Annotated in this window: 15 protein-coding genes; 12 read left to right on the top strand and 3 right to left on the bottom strand. The window is 68.2% G+C overall.

What is annotated here, in order from left to right:
• The first annotated feature begins 40 nt into the window (after window positions 1–40).
• The 3 genes from FFF93_RS12460 (at window position 41) to groL (ending at window position 3,221) form a co-directional block, all read left to right on the top strand.
• A complete protein-coding gene (locus FFF93_RS12460; RefSeq protein ID WP_261375113.1) occupies window positions 41–454 on the top strand; it encodes a hypothetical protein in 414 nt (137 codons plus the stop codon).
• Window positions 455–1,233: 779 nt separating this feature from the next.
• Window positions 1,234–1,530 carry a co-chaperone GroES gene (gene groES, locus FFF93_RS12455; RefSeq protein ID WP_056737866.1) on the top strand — a complete coding sequence of 99 codons (297 nt, stop codon included), beginning with the start codon at window positions 1,234–1,236 and terminating at the stop codon, window positions 1,528–1,530.
• A gap of 80 nt (window positions 1,531–1,610) precedes the next feature.
• Window positions 1,611–3,221: a chaperonin GroEL gene (groL, locus tag FFF93_RS12450; protein ID WP_138768630.1), complete on the top strand. Its 1,611-nt coding sequence runs from the start codon at window positions 1,611–1,613 to the stop codon at window positions 3,219–3,221.
• A 141-nt stretch (window positions 3,222–3,362) separates the two neighbouring features.
• On the opposite strand, the gene FFF93_RS12445 is transcribed toward groL, so the two are convergent.
• Window positions 3,363–4,307, bottom strand: a complete 945-nt coding sequence (locus tag FFF93_RS12445) for a DUF389 domain-containing protein (protein WP_395858389.1) — start codon at window positions 4,305–4,307, stop codon at window positions 3,363–3,365.
• A 160-nt stretch (window positions 4,308–4,467) separates the two neighbouring features.
• Here FFF93_RS12445 and FFF93_RS12440 point away from each other — a divergent pair, with 160 nt between their 5' ends.
• The 3 genes from FFF93_RS12440 (at window position 4,468) to FFF93_RS12430 (ending at window position 10,242) form a co-directional block, all read left to right on the top strand.
• Window positions 4,468–6,564: an acyltransferase family protein gene (locus FFF93_RS12440; RefSeq protein WP_138768632.1), complete on the top strand. Its 2,097-nt coding sequence runs from the start codon at window positions 4,468–4,470 to the stop codon at window positions 6,562–6,564.
• A 181-nt stretch (window positions 6,565–6,745) separates the two neighbouring features.
• A complete protein-coding gene (guaB, locus tag FFF93_RS12435; RefSeq protein ID WP_138768633.1) occupies window positions 6,746–8,257 on the top strand; it encodes an IMP dehydrogenase in 1,512 nt (503 codons plus the stop codon).
• Between the two features lie 143 nt (window positions 8,258–8,400).
• Complete coding sequence (locus FFF93_RS12430; RefSeq protein WP_138768634.1) at window positions 8,401–10,242, top strand: ABC transporter ATP-binding protein; 1,842 nt, start codon at window positions 8,401–8,403, stop codon at window positions 10,240–10,242.
• A gap of 37 nt (window positions 10,243–10,279) precedes the next feature.
• On the opposite strand, the gene FFF93_RS12425 is transcribed toward FFF93_RS12430, so the two are convergent.
• Window positions 10,280–10,885, bottom strand: a complete 606-nt coding sequence (locus FFF93_RS12425; protein WP_138768635.1) for a hypothetical protein — start codon at window positions 10,883–10,885, stop codon at window positions 10,280–10,282.
• Between the two features lie 90 nt (window positions 10,886–10,975).
• The gene (locus FFF93_RS12420; RefSeq protein ID WP_138768636.1) at window positions 10,976–12,877 is read right to left on the bottom strand and encodes a S8 family peptidase; all 1,902 of its coding nucleotides are present in this window, start codon (window positions 12,875–12,877) and stop codon (window positions 10,976–10,978) included.
• Window positions 12,878–13,125: 248 nt separating this feature from the next.
• On the opposite strand from FFF93_RS12420, the gene FFF93_RS12415 reads away from it, so the two are divergent.
• The 6 genes from FFF93_RS12415 (at window position 13,126) to guaA (ending at window position 19,809) form a co-directional block, all read left to right on the top strand.
• On the top strand, window positions 13,126–14,262 hold the full coding sequence (locus tag FFF93_RS12415; protein ID WP_138768637.1) for a GuaB3 family IMP dehydrogenase-related protein: 1,137 nt from the start codon (window positions 13,126–13,128) through the stop codon (window positions 14,260–14,262).
• 92 nt (window positions 14,263–14,354) lie between these two features.
• Window positions 14,355–16,106, top strand: coding sequence for a glycerol-3-phosphate dehydrogenase/oxidase (locus tag FFF93_RS12410; protein WP_138768638.1), 1,752 nt, complete (start codon window positions 14,355–14,357; stop codon window positions 16,104–16,106).
• Window positions 16,107–16,169: 63 nt separating this feature from the next.
• Window positions 16,170–16,658 carry a PTS sugar transporter subunit IIA gene (locus FFF93_RS12405; protein WP_138768639.1) on the top strand — a complete coding sequence of 163 codons (489 nt, stop codon included), beginning with the start codon at window positions 16,170–16,172 and terminating at the stop codon, window positions 16,656–16,658.
• Between the two features lie 89 nt (window positions 16,659–16,747).
• Window positions 16,748–17,614 carry an SURF1 family protein gene (locus tag FFF93_RS12400; protein WP_138768640.1) on the top strand — a complete coding sequence of 289 codons (867 nt, stop codon included), beginning with the start codon at window positions 16,748–16,750 and terminating at the stop codon, window positions 17,612–17,614.
• Window positions 17,611–18,123: a DUF3817 domain-containing protein gene (locus FFF93_RS12395; protein ID WP_138768641.1), complete on the top strand. Its 513-nt coding sequence runs from the start codon at window positions 17,611–17,613 to the stop codon at window positions 18,121–18,123. Before FFF93_RS12400 ends, FFF93_RS12395 begins: the two co-directional genes overlap by 4 nt.
• A gap of 96 nt (window positions 18,124–18,219) precedes the next feature.
• Window positions 18,220–19,809, top strand: coding sequence for a glutamine-hydrolyzing GMP synthase (gene guaA / locus FFF93_RS12390; protein ID WP_138768642.1), 1,590 nt, complete (start codon window positions 18,220–18,222; stop codon window positions 19,807–19,809).
• Window positions 19,810–19,863: the final 54 nt, after the last annotated feature.

Below are 19,863 nucleotides of genomic sequence, written 5' to 3'. Positions count from 1 at the left end.
CAGGCGCGGAAGGCCCGGCGCGACCGATAGGCTGGACGGCATGAACGACAAGGACACAGAGGACTTCGGCGCGGCAGGCACCCGGGAGCAGGGAGACGGGGAGAATCCGGGCCGGCGGGGGCTGGTCCGCTTCGCCCGGCCCGCGCTGATTGCGGGCAGTGTGGTGGCCGTCGTCTGCGTGGCACTGCTGGTGATCATCTTCGCCCTCGACTCCTTCAACGCCACCGTGTATTCCGTTGGCGGCAAGGACGTCACCGACGCCACCGACGAGGCGCGGGCCATCCGCGACACCTATGCCGCCGCCCGGGTGGGAAGCATCATCTTCCTGGTCCTCGGCGCACTGGCTGCCCTCGCCGGCGGCGTTGTGCTCTACCGCGAACGGAACACCTCCGCGCAGGTCGACGAGGACGACGACGGCCAGGACTGGGACTACGAGGACCTCGCGGGGCAGTAACCCGCTCTTGGGTTGGCCCGCTTGGGCGGGTGGGCCTGCGTGGCCCGCTTTGCCCGCTTGGGCGGCTGGGCCTGCGTGGGCGGCTGGGCCCGCTGGATCGTTGCGCGGCTGGGCCCGCTTTGCCCGCTTTGCCCGCTGGATCGTTGGGCGGCTGGGCCCGGTTGCAATCTCGGGAATTTGTCTGGCCCGGGCCTGCTTGGCCTGCTTGGCCTGCTGGATCGTTGGGCGGCTGGGCCTGCTGCAACTTCGGGGATTGGTGTGGCCCGGGCCTGGCACGGCGCCGATGGGGGCCACCCACTCCGGACATGCCCGTCCTTCGCCGCCGACACTGGACATATTGCGTATATGTCCATCGGGGGCGGCCAACAATGGGCATGCCCATCGCTCCCGCACGGAATGTCCATTGCACCGGACCAGCAATGAGCATGCCCAGCGCTCAGCACCAACAATGGACACGAGCTCCGCGCCCTGGGCGGCATGTCCGTCCGCCAAGCCGCCCGATGGGCATGTCCGTCCGCCAAGCCGCGGGATGGGCATGTCCGTCTGACAAGCCGCCAGATGGGCATGCCCCCGATGTTCACCCGGGACGAATTTCTGGCACTCGCCTTGACCGAGTGCTAACTACTTACATAGAGTCGTCATTAGCACTCTCCCTAGGCGGGTGCTAACACCTGAAGCTTTACCGGCCTGGCTGCTGCCGGCACCGCGACGACGGTCTGTACGCCATGGCACCACAGCTTTAAAGTCCACGAATTTGCTGACGAAAAGGAGAGGTCCGAGTGTCGGTCTCTATTAAGCCTCTTGAGGATCGTATTGTTGTCCGCCCGCTCGAAGCCGAGCAGACCACGGCTTCCGGCCTGGTTATCCCGGACTCCGCACAGGAGAAGCCGCAGGAAGGCGAAGTTGTTGCAGTAGGCCCCGGCCGCTTTGACGACAACGGCAACCGCGTTCCCGTCGACGTCGCCGTCGGCGACGTTGTCATCTACTCCAAGTACGGCGGAACCGAAGTTAAGACCGGCGGCGTCGAGTACCTCGTGCTGTCCGCCCGCGACGTTCTGGCGATCGTCGTAAAGTAACTCTCTTGGACCCCCGCGCCGCCGCTCCTTCGCTTTGAACGGAACGGCTGCGCGGGGTTCTGTCTTGAAAGGACAAAACCATGGCAAAGCAGCTTGCGTTTAACGACGCTGCCCGCCGGTCGCTTGAAGCCGGCATCGATAAGCTCGCCAACACGGTCAAGGTGACGCTCGGCCCGCGCGGCCGCAACGTCGTGCTGGACAAGAAGTGGGGCGCCCCCACGATCACCAACGACGGCGTCACCATCGCCCGTGAAGTCGAACTGGACGACCCGTACGAAAACCTTGGCGCGCAGCTTGCCAAGGAGGTCGCCACCAAGACCAACGACGTCGCCGGCGACGGCACCACCACCGCCACCGTGCTCGCCCAGGCCCTGGTCAAGGAAGGCCTGCGCAACGTTGCGGCCGGCGCCGCCCCGGGACAGATCAAGCGCGGCATCGAGGTCTCGGTTGAGGCCGTCGCCGCCCGCCTGCTCGAGAACGCCCGCCCGGTCGAGGGCACCCAGGTGGCCAACGTGGCCGCCATCTCGGCGCAGAGCGACGAGGTCGGCGAGCTCCTGGCCGAGGCGTTCGGCAAGGTCGGCAAGGATGGTGTGATCACCATCGAGGAATCCTCCACCACGCAGACCGAGCTGGTCCTCACCGAGGGCATGCAGTTCGACAAGGGCTACCTGTCGCCGTACTTCGTCACCGACGCGGAACGCCAGGAAGCAGTCCTCGAGGACGCCCTCATCCTGATCAACCAGGGCAAGATCTCCTCGGTCCAGGAATTCCTGCCGCTGCTGGAGAAGGCGCTGCAGAGCTCCAAGCCGCTCTTCATCATCGCCGAGGACGTCGACGGCGAGGCACTCTCCACGCTGATCGTCAACCGCATCCGCGGCACCCTGAACGTCGTCGCCGTCAAGGCGCCGGGCTTCGGTGACCGCCGCAAGGCCATGCTGCAGGACATCGCGACCCTCACCGGCGCGCAGGTCGTCTCCCCGGAACTGGGCCTCAGCCTGGACACCGTGGGCCTTGAGGTGCTCGGCACCGCCCGCCGCATCACCGTGACGAAGGACAACACCACCATCGTCGACGGCGCCGGCTCCGCCGAGGACGTCGCGGCCCGGGTCGCCCAGCTGCGCGCCGAGCTGACCCGCACCGACTCCGACTGGGACAAGGAAAAGCTGCAGGAACGCCTGGCCAAGCTGGCCGGCGGCATCGGCGTGATCAAGGTCGGCGCTGCCACTGAGGTCGAGCTGAAGGAAAAGAAGCACCGCATCGAGGACGCCGTGTCCTCCACCCGCGCTGCCCTCGAAGAAGGCATCGTGGCCGGCGGCGGTTCCGCCCTCATCCACGCCCTCAAGGCGCTCGACGAGGATCCGGCCGTCCAGGCGCTCGACGGCGACGCGGCAGGCGCCGTAGGCATCGTCCGCCGCGCACTGACCCAGCCGCTGCGCTGGATCGCGCAGAACGCCGGCTTCGACGGCTACGTCGTTGTTGCCAAGGTCGCCGAAGCCGCGGTCAACCAGGGCTTCAACGCCAAGACCGGCGAGTACGAGGACCTGATCGCCGCAGGCGTGATCGACCCCGTCAAGGTGACGCGTGCGGCCCTCCGTAACGCGGCCTCCATCGCCGCGCTGGTTCTCACCACCGAAACCCTCGTGGTGGAGAAGCCGGCCGACGAAGACGAACACGCCGGACACCAGCACTAAGACCTGTCCTTAGGGCACCGTGCAAGAAAAAGGACCGGACCAGCGTCAGCTGGTCCGGTCCTTTCCGTTGGCCCGTTGGCCCGTTGGCCCGTTGGCCCGTTGGCCCGTTGGCCCGTTGACCCCGCCCGTTGGCCCCGCCGGTCAGCGCCGGGGCGGTTGCGACTTCCGCCGCAGCCGCTGTGCGGCGTCGCGTGGCAGGCGCTTGGTGATTACCCGGTAGAACAGCAGCACCGCCACGGCCGACACGACGATCCCGACCAGGTTCAGCAGAAGCTGCAGGGCGGACCCCGCAGCCTTCTGGTACTCACCCAGCACCAGCGCCACCGCGACATATCCGGCTGCCGGTACCGTGGTGACGGAAATGAAGACGCCGATCAGGGCCGCCGACCGCCGGCCGATCACGGACAACATGCCGGCAGTTCCGGCCAGCAGGGCCACAATCAGGGAATACGGCCCCGGGTGGTAGATGAACTCCACCGCCGAGCCGCGGTCCAGCGCGTCGGCGGGAAAGAGCCCCAGCGGGACGGAGAGCCAGGCCGTAAGGGCCGCAGCCAGCATGGCAACCGGGAATCCGACCCCGAGCGCCAGCGCCGCCCCGCGTCCGAGCCGCCACTGGCGACGCACCAGCGCCACGGCCAGCGCGGCGAGCGGCCCGAACTCGGGACCTACGGCCATGGCGCCCACGATGGCGATGGTCGAGTCGGTGACGATCCCGATCGCGGCAAGCTGGGTGGCCAGGACGAGGAATGCCAGATAGCTCCATGTCAGCCTGGAGTCCTCTCCGGTCTGCCGGGACACCTCATCCCAGATCATGGCGTCCGCGCCCTCGCCGGGGGCCGCCGCCACCGCCTCGTCCGCGCGGTCGGAGAGCAACAACTCGGGAGTCGTCACCGAGATTGAGCCGACCTCTTTGACGTTCAGGGCGTGCAGCCGCTCGATCAGCGCCTCGACGGATTCGCGCGCGATAAAGACCAGGATGACGTCTCCCGGCGGCAGCACCGAAGCGCCCGGGTGCAGCGCCACCTCCGCCACACCGAGCCCCTCCGAACAGCAGTCCACCACGGCACCGGAAAGACGCTCCGGCACACATATCCGTAACTGCACAATCACCCGCGGCCTCCTTCGACTCGTTACAGACTAGGTCCTGCCGCGCCGCGGCGCCCGTACCGGACCTCCCGGCGATTGGCGCAGGAAATTACGGTTCGGTAACATTGATGTTTTTGGAACCGCGCCTGAGGGGTCAGAAGTGTCGAACGAGCGAGCCGCAGCCAGCCCCGCGCCCGCGCCCGCGGGGTCGCCGGCGCGCCGCAAATCGGGCTACCGGCCCGAGGTGCAGGGCCTGCGTGCGCTCGCCGTCCTGATGGTGGTGACCTACCACGTGTGGCTGGGCCGGGTCTCCGGCGGGGTGGACATCTTCCTGCTGATCTCGGCCTTCCTGATGACCCTGAGCTTCGCCCGGAAGGTGGAAAGCGGGAAGCCGCTGCGCCTCCTGAGCCACTGGCTGCACCTGCTCAAGCGGCTGCTGCCCGCCGTCGTTGTGGTGGTGCTCGGGGTATTGATCGGCACCCGGACCATCCTGCCGGCAAGCCGCTGGCCCGATATCCTCGACCAGGCCTGGGCATCCCTGCTGTACCGGCAGAACTGGCTGCTTGCCGACACCGCCGTCGACTACTACGCCCAGGACCACTCCGGTGCCAGCCCGCTGCAGCACTTCTGGTCCCTGTCCATCCAGGGCCAGGTCTTCCTGCTCTGGCCGCTGGTCTTCGCCGGGGCCGCCGTGCTGCACCGCGTTCTGGAGCGGGCGCTGCGCCGCTGGACGAACCTCAGCGGGCGGGTGGGGAACTACCGGCTGATCCTTGCCCTGGCGTTCGGGGCCATCTTCGCCGCCTCGCTGGCCTACTCGATCGACCAGACCGCCAGCAACCAGGCCTATGCCTACTTCGACACCCGCACCCGGCTCTGGGAGTTCGCCCTCGGCTCGCTGCTGGCCCTGGCGCTGCCGCACCTGAAACCGGGCAAGGCGCTGCGCGTGATCCTGGGCTGGGCGGGCCTGGCCGCAATGCTCTCCTGCGGGCTGCTGCTGACCGTGGACCGGTCCTTCCCCGGCTTCATCGCGCTGTGGCCGACGCTGGCCGCCGCAGCCATCATCGTGGCCGGACAGAGCGGCAGCCGCTTCGGCGTCGACCGCCTCCTGACCTGGCGTCCGCTGGTTGCCCTCGGCGACAACTCCTACGCCCTGTACCTCTGGCACTGGCCGCTGCTGGTGCTGACGCTGGCCGGGATGGGCCTCAGCGCGCCGGACCTGATGCAGGGCCTCGCGATTGTCGCAGCCTCCGTGGTGCTGGCCGTCCTCACCACCCGCTTTGTCGAGAAGCCGCTGCGCGATTGGCACTGGCCTCAGCGCCGGGCCTGGCGCACCGCCGTCGTGATCGCCGCCTGCGGCGCCCTGCTGGCCGGCCCGGTGACCGTCTGGCAGAGCCAGATGATGGCCGACGAGGCCGCCGCGGCTGCCCAGCCCCGGGACTTGACCCCCGGCGCCGCCGCGCTGGCGCCGGAGAACGCCGGCAAGCCGACACCGGCCGCCAAAATCATTCCCGGCCCGGCCGCCATGAAGAACGAGTGGGCCGATATCGACGGGCTCTGCACCGACGCCAACATGACGAGCGACCCGCTGCTCTCAGGCTGCCTGCAGAACAGCAAGCCGGACCAGGTGACCAAGCGGATCGTCGTGCTCGGCGATTCGCACGCCCAGCAGTACATGGCCGCGCTGGGCCCCATCGCCAAGAGCCACGGCTGGGAAGTCGTCACCCTGCTCAAGGGCAACTGCCGCTTCGGCGGGGAATCGCCCGAGCGGGACGCTGACTGCAACGCTTTCAATAGGGCCAGCACCCGGTACGTCCTGGAACACAAGCCGGACGCCGTCTTCACGGTCGCCTCGCTCACGCACAAGGACGCCCCGTACGAGACCGAGGTCCCGCAGTACCTTGAGGGCATCCGGCCGTTCACCGACGCCGGGATGGAGGTGGTGGGCGTGCGCGACAACCCCCGGTTCACCATGAACATGCCCGAGTGCGTGCAGAAGAAGGGCGCCGATGCCGCGGCCTGCAACGTTCCGCTGCAGGAATCGCTGGCCGCCTCCTCGCCGCTGGACGCCTACCGGGGCAAGGTCGCAGGGCTGCACCTGATGGACATGAGCGACTTCATCTGCGCCAACGGTACCTGCCCCGCCGTCGTCGGGAATGTCTACGTCTACAAGGACGACAACCACCTCACCAAGACGTACGTGCAAAGCATGATCCCGATGTTCGAGCAGCGGTTGCTCGCCGCCACCGGCTGGAAGTGACGCGTGCGTCGCCGCCCGCGGGATGCCGTTGCTCACATTGGCGGCCCGGAATATGGGGATCGCCGCCAAGGTTCTAGTATTTACACAACACTTCTGCACAGGCCACGCCCGTAATGACGGGCTGGTCATCTGCTGCAACCCCTACCCGTGAACCCAGAAACCCAAGGTAAGAGGCGCACTCATGACCCAGCCCGAACACGACCCTTTTGGCATCGTCGGCCTGACCTACGACGACGTTCTGCTGCTGCCGGGACACACCAACGTCATCCCTTCAGAAGCTGACACCTCCTCGCGGATCTCCAAGCGCATCACCGTGAACACCCCGCTGCTGTCCGCCGCGATGGACACGGTCACCGAGTCCCGGATGGCCATCGCCATGGCCCGCCAGGGCGGCCTCGGCGTTGTGCACCGCAACCTGTCGATCGCCGACCAGGCCGACCAGGTTGACCGGGTCAAGCGCAGCGAGTCCGGCATGATCACCAACCCGCTCACCATCGGCCCCGAGGCCACCCTCGCCGAGCTGGACGAGATCTGCTCGCACTACCGGGTCTCCGGCCTGCCGGTCGTGGATGAGGGCATGCGGCTGCTCGGCATCGTCACCAACCGCGACACCCGTTTTGTGCCGGAATCCGACTTCCCGATCCGGCTGGTCAGCGACGTCATGACCAAGATGCCGCTGGTCACCGGCCACGTCGGCATCAGCCGCGAAGAAGCCTCGCACAAGCTGGCCACCAACAAGATCGAGAAGCTCCCGCTGGTCGACGAACAGGGCCGGCTCAAGGGCCTCATCACCACAAAGGACTTCACCAAGGCCGAGCAGTACCCGCTGGCCACGAAGGACGAGGAGGGCCGGCTGCGCGTGGGTGCGGCCATCGGCTTCTTCGGTGACGGCTGGGAGCGGGCCATGGCCCTGATCGACGCCGGCGTCGACGCCCTCTTCGTCGACACCGCCAACGGCCACTCGCAGGGCGTGCTGGACATGATCCGCCGGCTGAAGTCCGATCCGGTCGCCGCACACGTGGACATCATCGGCGGCCAGGCCGCCACCCGCGAGGGTGCCCAGGCCCTGATCGACGCGGGCGCAGACGGCATCAAGGTGGGCGTCGGACCGGGGTCCATCTGCACCACCCGCGTGGTGGCCGGCGTCGGCGTCCCGCAGATCACCGCCATCTACGAGTCCGCGAAGGCGGCCATCCCGGCCGGCGTGCCGCTGATCGCCGACGGCGGACTGCAGTACTCCGGCGACATCGGCAAGGCCCTCGTGGCCGGGGCCGACACCGTCATGCTCGGCTCGCTGCTGGCCGGCTGTGACGAGTCCCCGGGGGACCTGATTTTCGTCAACGGCAAGCAGTTCAAGAGTTACCGAGGGATGGGCTCGCTCGGGGCCATGCAGACCCGCGGCAAGAACACCTCCTACTCCAAGGACCGCTACTTCCAGGCCGACGTCTCGGGCGACGACAAGCTCATCCCGGAAGGCATCGAAGGGCGCGTGGCCTACCGCGGCCCGCTGTCCTCGGTGGCCTACCAGCTGGTCGGCGGCCTCCGCCAGACCATGTTCTACACCGGCGCGCCGACCGTCACCGAGCTCAAAGCCCGCGGCAAGTTCGTCCGGATCACCCCGGCCGGGCTGAAGGAATCACACCCGCACGACATCCAGATGACGGTGGAGGCACCGAACTACGGTTCGCGCTAGTCCCCACCCCGCCCCCTAACCTCGCAAGCTCGGTCAGGGAACCCGGCGGGCGTGGCCCCACCCCGCCAAAGCGAAGGGGCCCCGGGATTCGTCCCGTGGCCCTTTCGCGTTCCGGCGCCGCGGCCCGCAACTAGGCTGGAGGCATGTCCGAACTCCTGCCAGCGCGCGAACCCAAGCGCAAGCTGGCGCTGCGGCCCTATGCGCGGGCCGTGGCGCAAGTGCTGCGGGTCAGCTTCCGTGCCTCGCCGGCCGCCGTCGTGATGAAAATCGTTGGCTCGCTGATTTCGGCGCTGCTGCCGCTCGTCACCACCTACTTCGCCGCACTGACCACGACGGCCCTCGCGGCCGCCTACGCCGGTAACGCCGAGGCCGGGCGGCAGGCGATCGTCTACGTCATCATCACCGCGGCGCTCGGCCTCTTCTGGGGAGCGTTCAGCAGCGTGGACCGCTACATCCAGCAGCTCATGAGCTTCCGGGTCGGCGCGATCGTCGGGGACCTGATGTACGAGCGGTTCCTCGCCCTCGACTTCTGGCGCTACGACGACAAAGAGACGGTGGATCTCTACGACCGGGCCAAGCGCTTCTCCGATTCCTACGCCCGTGTCCTGGACCGGATCGCCGCCATCTTCACCCAGCTGGTCTCGGTGATCCTGGCGATCGGCGCGCTGCTGCTGGTCAGCTGGTGGATCGCCGTGATCGTGCTGGTCGCGATCGTCCCCAGCGTCTACTTGCAGTTCAAACTCTCCCGCGAACAGATTGCGCACTGGAACACCCAGGTCGATTCGCGCCGGCAACGCAGGATGATCGAAACCAACCTGCTGCGCCCGCAGCACATCGCCGAGATGCGGCTCTACGGGATCGTCGGCTACCTGATGGGGCTGCGTTCCCGGCTGCGTGACGCGGACGAGAAGCGGCGGCTGGACTTCCAGAAACGCTACATCCCCAAACAGCTCGCCGCCGACGCCCTGCAGTATGGCGCCGAGGTGGTCTCGCTGATCTGGGTGGTAGGGCAGATCATCGCCCGGGCGCAGCCGGTGGGGCAGTTCCTCTACGTCCAGCAGATCGTCAGCCGCGCCCTGTCCACCGCCAACAGCCTGGTCTCCTCGCTCAGTTCGATCGACGAGGACCTCGCGAACCTCAAGGACTACGAGCTCTTTATGGCGCTGCCGGTGCACTCCGAGCACGCCCCGCCCCTGCTCGAGGCGCCGCGGACCGTGGAACTGCGTGACATCCGCTTCACCTACACCGGCAGCGAACTGGAGGTCATCAAGGGCGTCTCGCTGACCATCCGGCAGGGCCAGCGCATCGCCGTGGTGGGGGAGAACGGGGCCGGCAAGTCCACCCTGATCCGGATCCTTGCCGGGCTGTACCGGCCCGACTCGGGGCAGGTGCTGCTCGACGGCGTCGACCTCGCCGCCGTCGACGTGAAGTCCTGGCACCGCCACCTCGCGGTCCTCAGCCAGGAATTCCTGAAATACGAGTTCGCCACCGCGGCGGAGAACATCTTCTTCGGCGACGTCGACGCGCCCCGGGACGACGCGCGGATCCGGCGCGCCGCCGCCGACGCCGAGGCTCTTGACTTCATCAACAAACTGCCCAACGGGCTGGACAACCACGTCAGCAACTGGATGGAGGATCCGCGCGGACGCAAGGGCAGCGGCCTCTCCGGCGGCCAGTGGCAGCGCCTGGCCATGGCCCGGAACTTCTACCGCGACGCATCCTTTATGGTGATGGACGAGCCGACTTCGGCGATCGACGCGCTCGCCGAGCACCGGATCTTCACCCGGCTCTTCGCCGACCGCAGCAGCACCATCATCGCCATCAGCCACCGGCTCGCGACGATCGAGAAGGCGGACATCGTCTACATGCTGGAGGACGGCCGGATCGTGGAGGAGGGCACGCACAAAGAACTCGTGGCCCTGCGCGGCCGCTACTTCCGGATGTTCGAATCCCAGCTGGCCGTGGACGAGGCTGAAGGGGTCTGAGGGGCCCCGCGGTGAAGCCTGCGGCTGTGTCCGCGGGCTAGGTCGCCGTCACAGTGGTCCGCACCCGCGCCAGGCTGGGGGCGGCGGGAACGCTGCTGAAACCGAAGGTGACCGCGGGCCGGACGGCGGCAAGTGACCCGGCGTCGGCGCCGTCCCAGCTCACGCGGGCCGCCCCGATGTGGTGCAGATCCGTCACGCCGTAGTACTCCGTCCGTCCGCCCTTGGCGGCACCCGCGGTGCGGGCTCCGGGGCTGATTCTGGCAGCCAGCGGACTGACGGCCCGCAACCACAGCGGGTGCACCGCCACCGCGCGGGGGACCAGGCGCACGACGCCGCCAAGCCGGGTGCGAACTCCGACGGCGGCCCGCACGCTGAGGGGACCGGCGTCGACGGTGAGCTGCCCTCCCTGATACGACGCCGCCACATCCACCACGAGGCTCTCGTCAAAGTTGTAGACCGAGGCGATGAAGTCACGGGTCTCGGCGGTCGGAGCCAAGAGAATCCTGTGGCCCGAGGGAAGCTCCACCATGGCGTCAGCGAAGGATCCGAAGGGGGACCGCTGCCAGAGGCCCACCACCGCGCGCAGGCCGGATTCCGTTCCCAGGCCTGCAATATGGCCATCGAAGATCCACCCTTTACCCATGCCGCCAGCGTACCTGCCGCGGGAACCGCAAAGAATGGGCATGCCCTCCCGGGGAGCGAGGGCATGCCCATTCGTTGTGTGCGGCGCGTGCTACGAGGTCGTCACAGAGGTGTCGTCCACGAAGAAGTACGTCTTGAGCGAGGAGTCCTCCACGCCGAGGAAGCGCAGCGTGACGGTCTTGCCCTTGAACGAGGACAGGTCCAGGGTTTTCAGCACGTAGCCGGTGGACTTGTTCAGGTTCGAGTAGGTGGCCAGGGTCGTGGTGACGCCGCCGCTGATGGCCTGGACCTTCAGGGTGTCGTAGGCCGTCGCCGTGGTGGTCTCGTCGGTCAGCGTCTTGAGGTAGAAGGACAGGGAGGAACCGGCGACGGCGGACGGGACGGAGATGGTCTGGTCGAGCGTGTACGACGTCGCCTGGCCCCAGCCGTTCAGGCCGGCGAAGCCGCTGCCGGTCCGGGCGTCGGTTCCGGTTTCAAAGGTGTCCGCGTGGTCGGAGGTCCACGATGCCGAGCCGCTCTCGAAGCCGGGGTTCAGCAGCAGGTTGCCCGACGGCGGCGGCGTCGTTCCGCCGAGCAGGCCCATCGTGGCCGTGGCATCGGAGAGCCCGGCGCCGCAGCCCTTGGTGCAGCCGCCCGGCATGGCCCGGGTGCCCTGGCGGAGCGTGGATTCGACCTGGGCCGGGGTGAGGGCGGGGGACTTGGCCTTCATCAGGGCCACCAGGCCGGCCACGTGCGGGGTCGCCATTGAGGTGCCCTGGTAGCTGGCGTAGCCGGCGCCGCCCGGCGTCGTGGTTCCGGTGTTGATGGTCGAGAGGATGCCGCCGCCGCTGACGCTGGTGTCCCCGCCCGGAGCCGTGAGGTCCACGGTCGCCCCGTAGTTGGAGTAGTAGGAGAGGGTGCCGCTCGGGTTGCTGGCGGCTACGGTCACCACCGAGTTGCAGTTGGCGGGTCGAAAACCGGAGGCATCCTGGTTGCTGTTGCCCGCCGCCACCACCACGGTGGTGCCCCGGGACACTGCGGCGTCGATGGCGGCCTGGTAGGTGGTGCCGCAGGCGCCGGAGCCGCCCAGGCTCATGTTGATGACCTTGGCGGGGTTGGCGTTGGCGGGGACGCCGGAGACGGTGCCGCCGGAGGCCCAGATGATGGCGTCGGCAATGTCGGAGAGCGAGCCGCCGCACTTGGCCAGGACCCGGACCGGGAGGATCTTGGCGTTCGGGGCGACGCCGGCCACACCGGTGGCGTTGCCGGTCACCGCGGCGATCGTTCCGGCCACGTGGGTGCCGTGCCAGGAGGAGTTGGAGGCCGCGGTCTGGCCGCATTCGCCGGCGGCGTACCAGTCACCCTGGTCCTGGGCGTTGGCGTCCCGGCCGTTCCCGTCACGGGCAGCGGTGGCATCCGAGACGAAGTCGTAGCCGGGGAGCACATTGGCGTCCAGATCGGGGTGGGCCGTGATGCCGGTGTCGATCACGGCGACCGTGGAGCCGGAGCCGGTGGAGACGTCCCACGCGCCGGGGATGCGCATGCCGTTCGCGGCGGTGAAGTCCCACTGCTCGCTGTAGCGCGGGTCGTTCGGCGAGAGCACCGCGGTCATGCGGGCGTCGGGTTCGACGGCGTCGACTGCCCCGGAGGCGGCGATCTCGTCCATGAAGTCCTTGGCGGCCTGGTCCGAGAGGGCCTTGTCGGAGGCGATCAGGGTTCCCCCGGTGGCCAGCGAACGCAGCTCCTTCACGGTGACCCCCTGCTGCTTTGCTGCCTTGCCCCAGGCGTTCGCGCGGCCGCCGGGGGTGGCGTTGCCGGGGGTCTTCTTGAAGCTCACGATGAACTGCGTGTACGCCTCGCCGGCGTTGACGTCCGGCGCCGGGGCGTTCTCCGAGGCGACCGGTCCGGTGGCGGGGGCGGCGAGTACCGGGCTGACGGCGAAGGTCATGGTGCCGACGAGGGCGGCCAGCGACAGGGCCAGCACGCGGGACTTCCTGAGTGATGCACTTCCCATGGGTTCTGCTTTCTATGACCGGGCACTGCGGAATGCCCGGAACTGGGTGGAGGCTTCCGGGCATTCTCCCCGGCGGCCGAAAGCAAAACTAAAGGCATTTTCAGGTTTTGTAAACTATTGACAAAACATGTCAAGTAGGTGTGAGCTATCGATTAATTTGGGGCCCTCCTGGCCTCCTCCTGCGGCGCGGGCAGGACTTGCGGCACGGGCCGCGCCGGTCCAACGGCCGCGTCAAGTAAAGTGGGCACGTGACTTACGAGATTGAGATTGGCCGTGGCAAGCGTGGGCGTCGTGCCTACTCCCTGGACGACATAGCGATCGTCCCCAACCGGCGCACGCGCGACCCCAAGGACGTGTCCGTCTCCTGGCAGATCGATGCCTACAAGTTCGACATGCCCGTCATTGCCGCGCCGATGGACTCCGCGATGTCCCCGGAAACGGTCATCGCGCTGGGGCGGCTCGGCGGCCTCGGCGTCCTCGACCTGGAAGGGCTGTGGACCCGATACGAGGACCCCCAGCCGGTGCTGGACCAGATTGCCGCCCTCGAGAACGAGGCCAACAGCCCCGCCGTCACGCGCCGGATGCAGGAGCTGTACCAGGCCCCGATCCAGCCCGAACTGATCACCTCCCGGCTGGCCGAGATCCGTGCCGCGGGTGTCACAGTGGCCGGCTCGCTGACCCCGCAGCGCACCCAGGAGCACTACAAGACCGTAGTGGCCGCCGGCGTCGACATCTTTGTCATCCGCGGCACCACCGTCTCGGCCGAACACGTCTCCAAGGACCACGAGCCGCTGAACCTCAAGCAGTTCATCTACGAACTCGACGTCCCCGTGATCGTCGGCGGGGCGGCCGGCTACACCCCGGCCCTGCACCTGATGCGCACCGGCGCCGCGGGCGTCCTGGTCGGCTTCGGCGGCGGCGCGACCTCCACCACCCGCCGTGCCCTGGGCATCCACTCGCCGATGGCGTCCGCCATCTCCGACGTCGCGGCCGCCCGCCGGGACTACATGGACGAATCCGGCGGCCGTTACGTGCATGTGATCGCCGACGGCGGCATGGGAACTTCCGGCGACATCGTCAAGGCCATCGCCATGGGCGCCGACGCCGTGATGCTCGGGAGCGCCCTGGCCCGGGCCGAAGAGGCGCCCGGCAAGGGTTGGCACTGGGGCCAGGAGGCCCACCACCTGGAACTGCCCCGCGGCGACCGGGCCAATGTCGGCACCGTCGGCCCGCTCGAGGAGGTCCTGTTCGGCCCGGGCCACCACATCAACGGCACCTCGAACCTGATCGGTGCGCTGCGCCGCTCGATGGCGACCACCGGCTACTCGGACCTGAAGGAATTCCAGCGCGTCGACGTCGTCGTCTCGCCCTACGCCGGGAACTAAGCCCTGCGCCGGGGCCGTTAAAGCCCTGCCCATCCGGAGAACTTGGAAGTAGTGTGGTGCACTACGAGGTTTGATCCGGATGGAGGCGTGAGATGAACAGTTTTCCCGGTGGTGCTCCCTTGGCCGGCGGTGCGCTTGGACCCGCGGAACGCGAAGCGTCCCTCGCTGTGCTCAAGGCCAGCACCGAGCCAGGCAAGGAACTCGACATCCTGATCGTCGGCGGCGGCATTGTCGGCTCCGGTGCCGCCCTTGATGCCGTGACCCGCGGCCTGAGCGTCGGCATCGTCGAGGCCAACGACTGGGCGGCCGGCACCTCGTCCCGGTCCTCGAAGCTCATCCACGGCGGACTGCGCTACCTGGAGATGCTGGACTTCGCCCTCGTCAAGGAGGCCCTGCACGAGCGCGGGCTGATCCTTTCCGTCCTCGCCCCGCACCTGGCCCGGCCCGTTCCCTTCCTGTACCCGCTGACCAAACGGTTCGTGGAGCGGCCCTACGTGGGATCCGGCATCGCCCTTTACGACGCCATGTCCATCACCGGCGGCCACAGCCGCGGCGTCCCGTTCCACAAGCACCTGAGCCGCCGGGGCACCCTGCGGGCGGCCCCGAGCCTCAAGGACGACGCCTTCGTCGGGTCCATCCGCTACTACGACGGCCAGGTCGACGACGCGAAGTACGTCGCCAACCTCGTGCGGACGGCCGCCTATTACGGCGCGCATGCCGTGAACCAGATGTCCGTGGTGGACTTCCTGCGCGAGGGCGAGCGGGTGGTCGGGGCCAAGGTCGTCAACCACGAGGACGGCTCGAGCTTCAACATCCGGGCCAAGCAGGTCATCAATGCCACCGGTGTCTGGACCGACGAGACCCAGGCCATGGTCACCGACCGCGGCCAGCTGAAGGTGCGGGCCTCCAAGGGCATCCACCTGGTGGTGCCGCGGGACCGCTTCCAGTCCACGGTGGGCCTGATCCTGCGGACTGAGAAGTCCGTGCTCTTTGTCATTCCGTGGGGCCGGCACTGGATCATCGGCACCACCGACACCGACTGGCACCTGGACAAGGCGCACCCCGCGGCGTCCAGCAAGGACATCGATTACATCCTCGAACACGTCAACAAGGTCCTCAAGCGGCCCCTGACCCGCGAGGACGTCGAAGGCGTCTACGCCGGCCTGCGGCCCCTGCTGGCGGGGGAGAACGACTCCACGGCCAAGCTGTCCCGCGAGCATGTGGTGGCGCACCCGGTTCCGGGCCTAGTCGTCGTCGCCGGCGGCAAATGGACCACCTACCGGGTCATGGCGAAGGACGCCGTGGACGAGGCCACACGCAGCATGGACGAACGCGTCCCGCCGTCGTGCACGGAATCCATCCCGCTGCTCGGCGCGAGCGGGTTCAAGGCGGCGTGGAACAAGCGCAACCGGATGGCCGAGGAAACCGGCGTCCACGTCGCTCGGATCGAGCACCTGCTCAACCGCTACGGCTCGATGGCGCCGGAAGTGCTGGCCCTGATCGGAGAGAACCACGAACTGGCCGAACCGCTGCCGGGGGCGGACGACTACCTGGCGGCCGAGGCCGTCTACGCGGCCCGGTTCGAGGGCGCCAGGCACGTCCAGGACGTGCTGACCCGCCGGACCCGGATTTCGATCGAGGCCTGGGACCGCGGTGTGTCCGCCGCCCCGGTAGTCGCTAAACTGATGGGTGAGGTTCTCGGCTGGAGCGATGCGCAGCGCGAGAGCGAAATCAAGCACTACCTGGCCCGGGTCGACGCCGAACGGTTGAGCCAGGAGCAGCCGGACGACGAATCCGCGGACGCCGCACGGATGGGCGTGGAGGACATCGTCCCGCTGCGCTGACCGGAGCGCCGCACGGCGCACTACCTGTCGGCGTGCACCGACGCCAGATCGAAGGGACACCTCTTGGCGGAACCACTGGACCGGTACGATGCCGACCTCACCACGCCGCAAATGGTGGTCCTGGAGCTGGACGCGAAGGACAAGTTCGACGCGGCGGCGCAGCTCGCGCAGCGGATGTATGACGCCGGCCGGATCTCGGACCTCGAGGGATTCCTCGGCCACGTCAACGCCCGCGAGCACCAGCTGGCAACCGGCCTGCCCGGCGGCGTCGGGCTGCCCCACGCCCGCAGCGAGTTTGTCTCCCGGACCTCGATCGCGGTCGGCATCACGAAGTACGGCAAAGCGCTGGACTTCGGCGCCGCCGACGGACCGGCCACGGTGGTCCTGCTGATTGCGACCCCGGCCAGTTCTTTCTCGGACCACCTGGAGGTCCTCGCCACCCTGGCGCGCTCGCTGTCGAAGGAGTCCTTCCGGGAGTCCCTCCGCCGCGCCTACGACCCCGAGGTGATCTCCGAACTGATCAACTCGTCCCTGGTGTTCTTCGATCACTGAGATTGGGGCAGGCCCACACTGGGCCCACACTGTTGGGGCAGCGGGGTTCCGTTTCGTTGTTCTACGCGCGGACGAAGTACGGTTAAGGGGTGCTGAAAACCGCCCTCAAACCCCGCTGGATCGCAGGCCTCGTGCTTGCGCTCGTGATCTCCGGGGTCTTTGTGCTGCTGAGCCAGTGGCAGTTCGGCCGCTCCACGCGGGCCGAGGTACCGGTTTCCACCGGGACTGAGGAGCCCCGCCCGCTGACCTCGGTCCTGAAGCCCGGACAGTTCTTTCCCGGCTCGGTGGCCGACCAAGTGGTTACCGTCACCGGAAGCTACGATCCGCAGAAGCAGGTCCTTGTGCCCGGTCGGATCCACGACGGCGCCAAGGGGTTCTGGATCGTCTCCGCCTTCGCCGTGCAAGGCGCCCCGGCCCTGTCCGGCGCCGGAGCTTCGGCGCAGACCTGGATTCCGGTGGCCCGCGGCTGGGTGGCCGACGCCGCGGACGCCTCAGCGCCGCCGTCGGGCTCCATTGAACTGACCGGCCGGCTCATCCCGTCCGAGGCGCCGGTACCCAACACCGACGCCGGACCCGGCCGCGCCAGCGCCGTCTCGGTCGCGGAGCTCATCAACCTTTGGGACGTCAGCAGCTACCCCGGCTTCGTCGCCGCCAGCGCCGAGCGCTCCGCCGGGGCGGATGTGGCGGCCTCCGGCGCCATCAAGCCGCTGGCGATCGGTCCGCAGCCGCCGGCGCAGACGGTGAACTGGCTCAACCTGTTCTACGCCGCCGAATGGGTGGTCTTCGCCGGCTTTGCGCTCTTCATCTGGTGGCGCCTGGTCAAGGACGACTACCGCCGCGGCCTCGAAGACGCCCAGGACGAAGAGGCCGCCCGGCTCGCCGCCGCGGGCAGTCACGGTGACCTTCATTCTTCCGAAACCGACCCGCATCCCATCGAACCGAGAGTGCAACCATGATCGAGCCCAAGCCGGCCATCCAGCCGCAGCAGCCCCACGGAACGGGAACTCCCGGCGGCCGGAAGCGCCGCTTCGGCGGCACCGAGGCGCAGATCCGCTCCGCCCTCAAGTTCTACAAGGTGCTCGCGTACCTGACGGGCTCCATGCTGCTCCTGCTCTGCGCCGAGCTGATCGCCCGCTACGTCTTTGGCCACTACCTCTTCGCTGGCGGCACGAATGCCGTCACCGGCCAGCCGTTCGGCTTCGGCTTCACCGACGCCGAGCCGCCCGGGGTGATCGGGGGAGTGAACGTTTCGGTCGCGGTGCTGATTGTGCACGGCTGGATGTACGTCGTCTACCTGATGTCCAACTTCCGGCTCTGGTCGCTCATGCGCTGGCCTTTTGCCAAGCTCATCATCCTGGCCCTCGGCGGCGTCGTGCCGTTCCTGTCCTTCTTTGTGGAGAAGAAGTTCCATGCCGAGGTGGAGGCCGAACTCGCGGCCAACCCGCAGGCGCCGCAGCGCTACTGAACCGCCCTGCGGGACAGTGGAGCGGCGTCCTGTGAGTTCGCTTACCCGGGGCTTCTCAAGGTGCGGGGGACCGGCGGCGCAACGTAGGCTAGGACGGTGACCACTCCCACTGCATCCCAGACGTCCCACAGGCCGGTGCTGGTTGTTGACTACGGTGCCCAGTACGCGCAGCTGATTGCCCGCCGCGTCCGGGAAGCGAATGTGTATTCGGAAGTCGTTCCGCATACCTACAGCACCGAGCAGCTGCTGGCCAAGAACCCGGCCGCCATCATTCTCTCCGGCGGCCCCGCAAGCGTCTACGCCGAAGGCGCCCCGAGCGTGGGCGCTGACCTGTTCGAGGCCGGGATCCCGGTGTTCGGCATCTGCTACGGCTTCCAGGCCATGGCCAACGCCCTGGGTGGCAAGGTGGCCCGGACGGGCCTGCGGGAGTACGGTTCCACCGAGACCACCGTCCTCGGCGAGGGCCGCTCCATTCTTGAGGGCATGCCGCAGCACCAGAGCACCTGGATGAGCCACGGCGACTCCGTCCACGAGGCCCCGGAGGGCTTCGAGGTGCTCGCGACGACGGCGGGCGCAGATGTGGCCGCCTTCGCCAACGAAGAGAAGTGCCTCTACGGCGTGCAGTGGCACCCCGAGGTGAAGCACTCCGCCTACGGCCAGCAGGTCCTGGAGAACTTCCTGTTCAAGGGCGCCAAGCTGGAACCCAACTGGACCACGGGTAACATCCTCGACGAGCAGGTTGAACGGATCCGCGAGCAGATCGGTGACGCCCGGGTGATCTGCGGGCTCTCCGGCGGCGTCGACTCCGCCGTGGCCGCGGCCCTTGTCCAGCGCGCCGTCGGCGACCAGCTGACCTGCGTCTTCGTGGACCACGGACTGCTGCGGGAAGGCGAAGCCGAACAGGTCGAACGCGACTTCGTGGCCGCCACCGGCGTCAAGCTGTACGTCGCCAATGAGCAGGAACGCTTCCAGGCCGCCCTGGCCGGCGTGAGCGACCCCGAGACCAAGCGGAAGATCATCGGCCGCGAATTCATCCGCGCCTTCGAGGAAGCAGAACTGGCCATCATCGCGGAGGCCGCGGCGCACGGCGAGAAGATCAAGTTCCTCGTCCAGGGCACCCTCTACCCCGACGTCGTCGAATCCGGCGGCGGCGAGGGCGCAGCGAACATCAAGAGCCACCACAATGTGGGCGGCCTGCCGGAAGACCTGCAGTTCGAACTCGTTGAGCCGCTGCGCGCGCTGTTCAAGGACGAGGTCCGCGCCGTCGGCGCCCAGCTCGGCCTGCCGCAGGAAATCGTCGGCCGCCAGCCCTTCCCGGGCCCGGGCCTCGGCATCCGTATCGTCGGCGAAGTGACCAAGGAACGGCTGGACCTGCTCCGGAAGGCCGACGCCATCGCCCGCGCCGAGCTGACCGCCGCCGGCCTCGACAACGAGGTCTGGCAGATGCCGGTCGTGCTGCTGGCAGACGTCCGCAGCGTCGGCGTGATGGGCGACGGCCGCACCTACGGCCACCCGATCGTGCTGCGCCCGGTGTCCTCCGAAGACGCCATGACGGCCGACTGGTCGCGGCTGCCCTACGATCTCCTGGCCCGGATCTCGAACCGGATCACCAACGAGGTGGAGGGCGTCAACCGCGTCGTGCTGGACGTCACCAGCAAGCCGCCGGGAACCATCGAGTGGGAATAGCAGTGTGAATGGCCGGCCTCCTTGCGGGGGCCGGCCATTTCCTTTTCCGGCCCG

This window comes from Arthrobacter sp. KBS0702, assembly GCF_005937985.2.
Classification (GTDB): domain Bacteria; phylum Actinomycetota; class Actinomycetes; order Actinomycetales; family Micrococcaceae; genus Arthrobacter.
The sequence above is the reverse complement of the archived record's forward strand: the minus strand, read 5'-3'. Positions and strand labels throughout refer to the sequence as shown.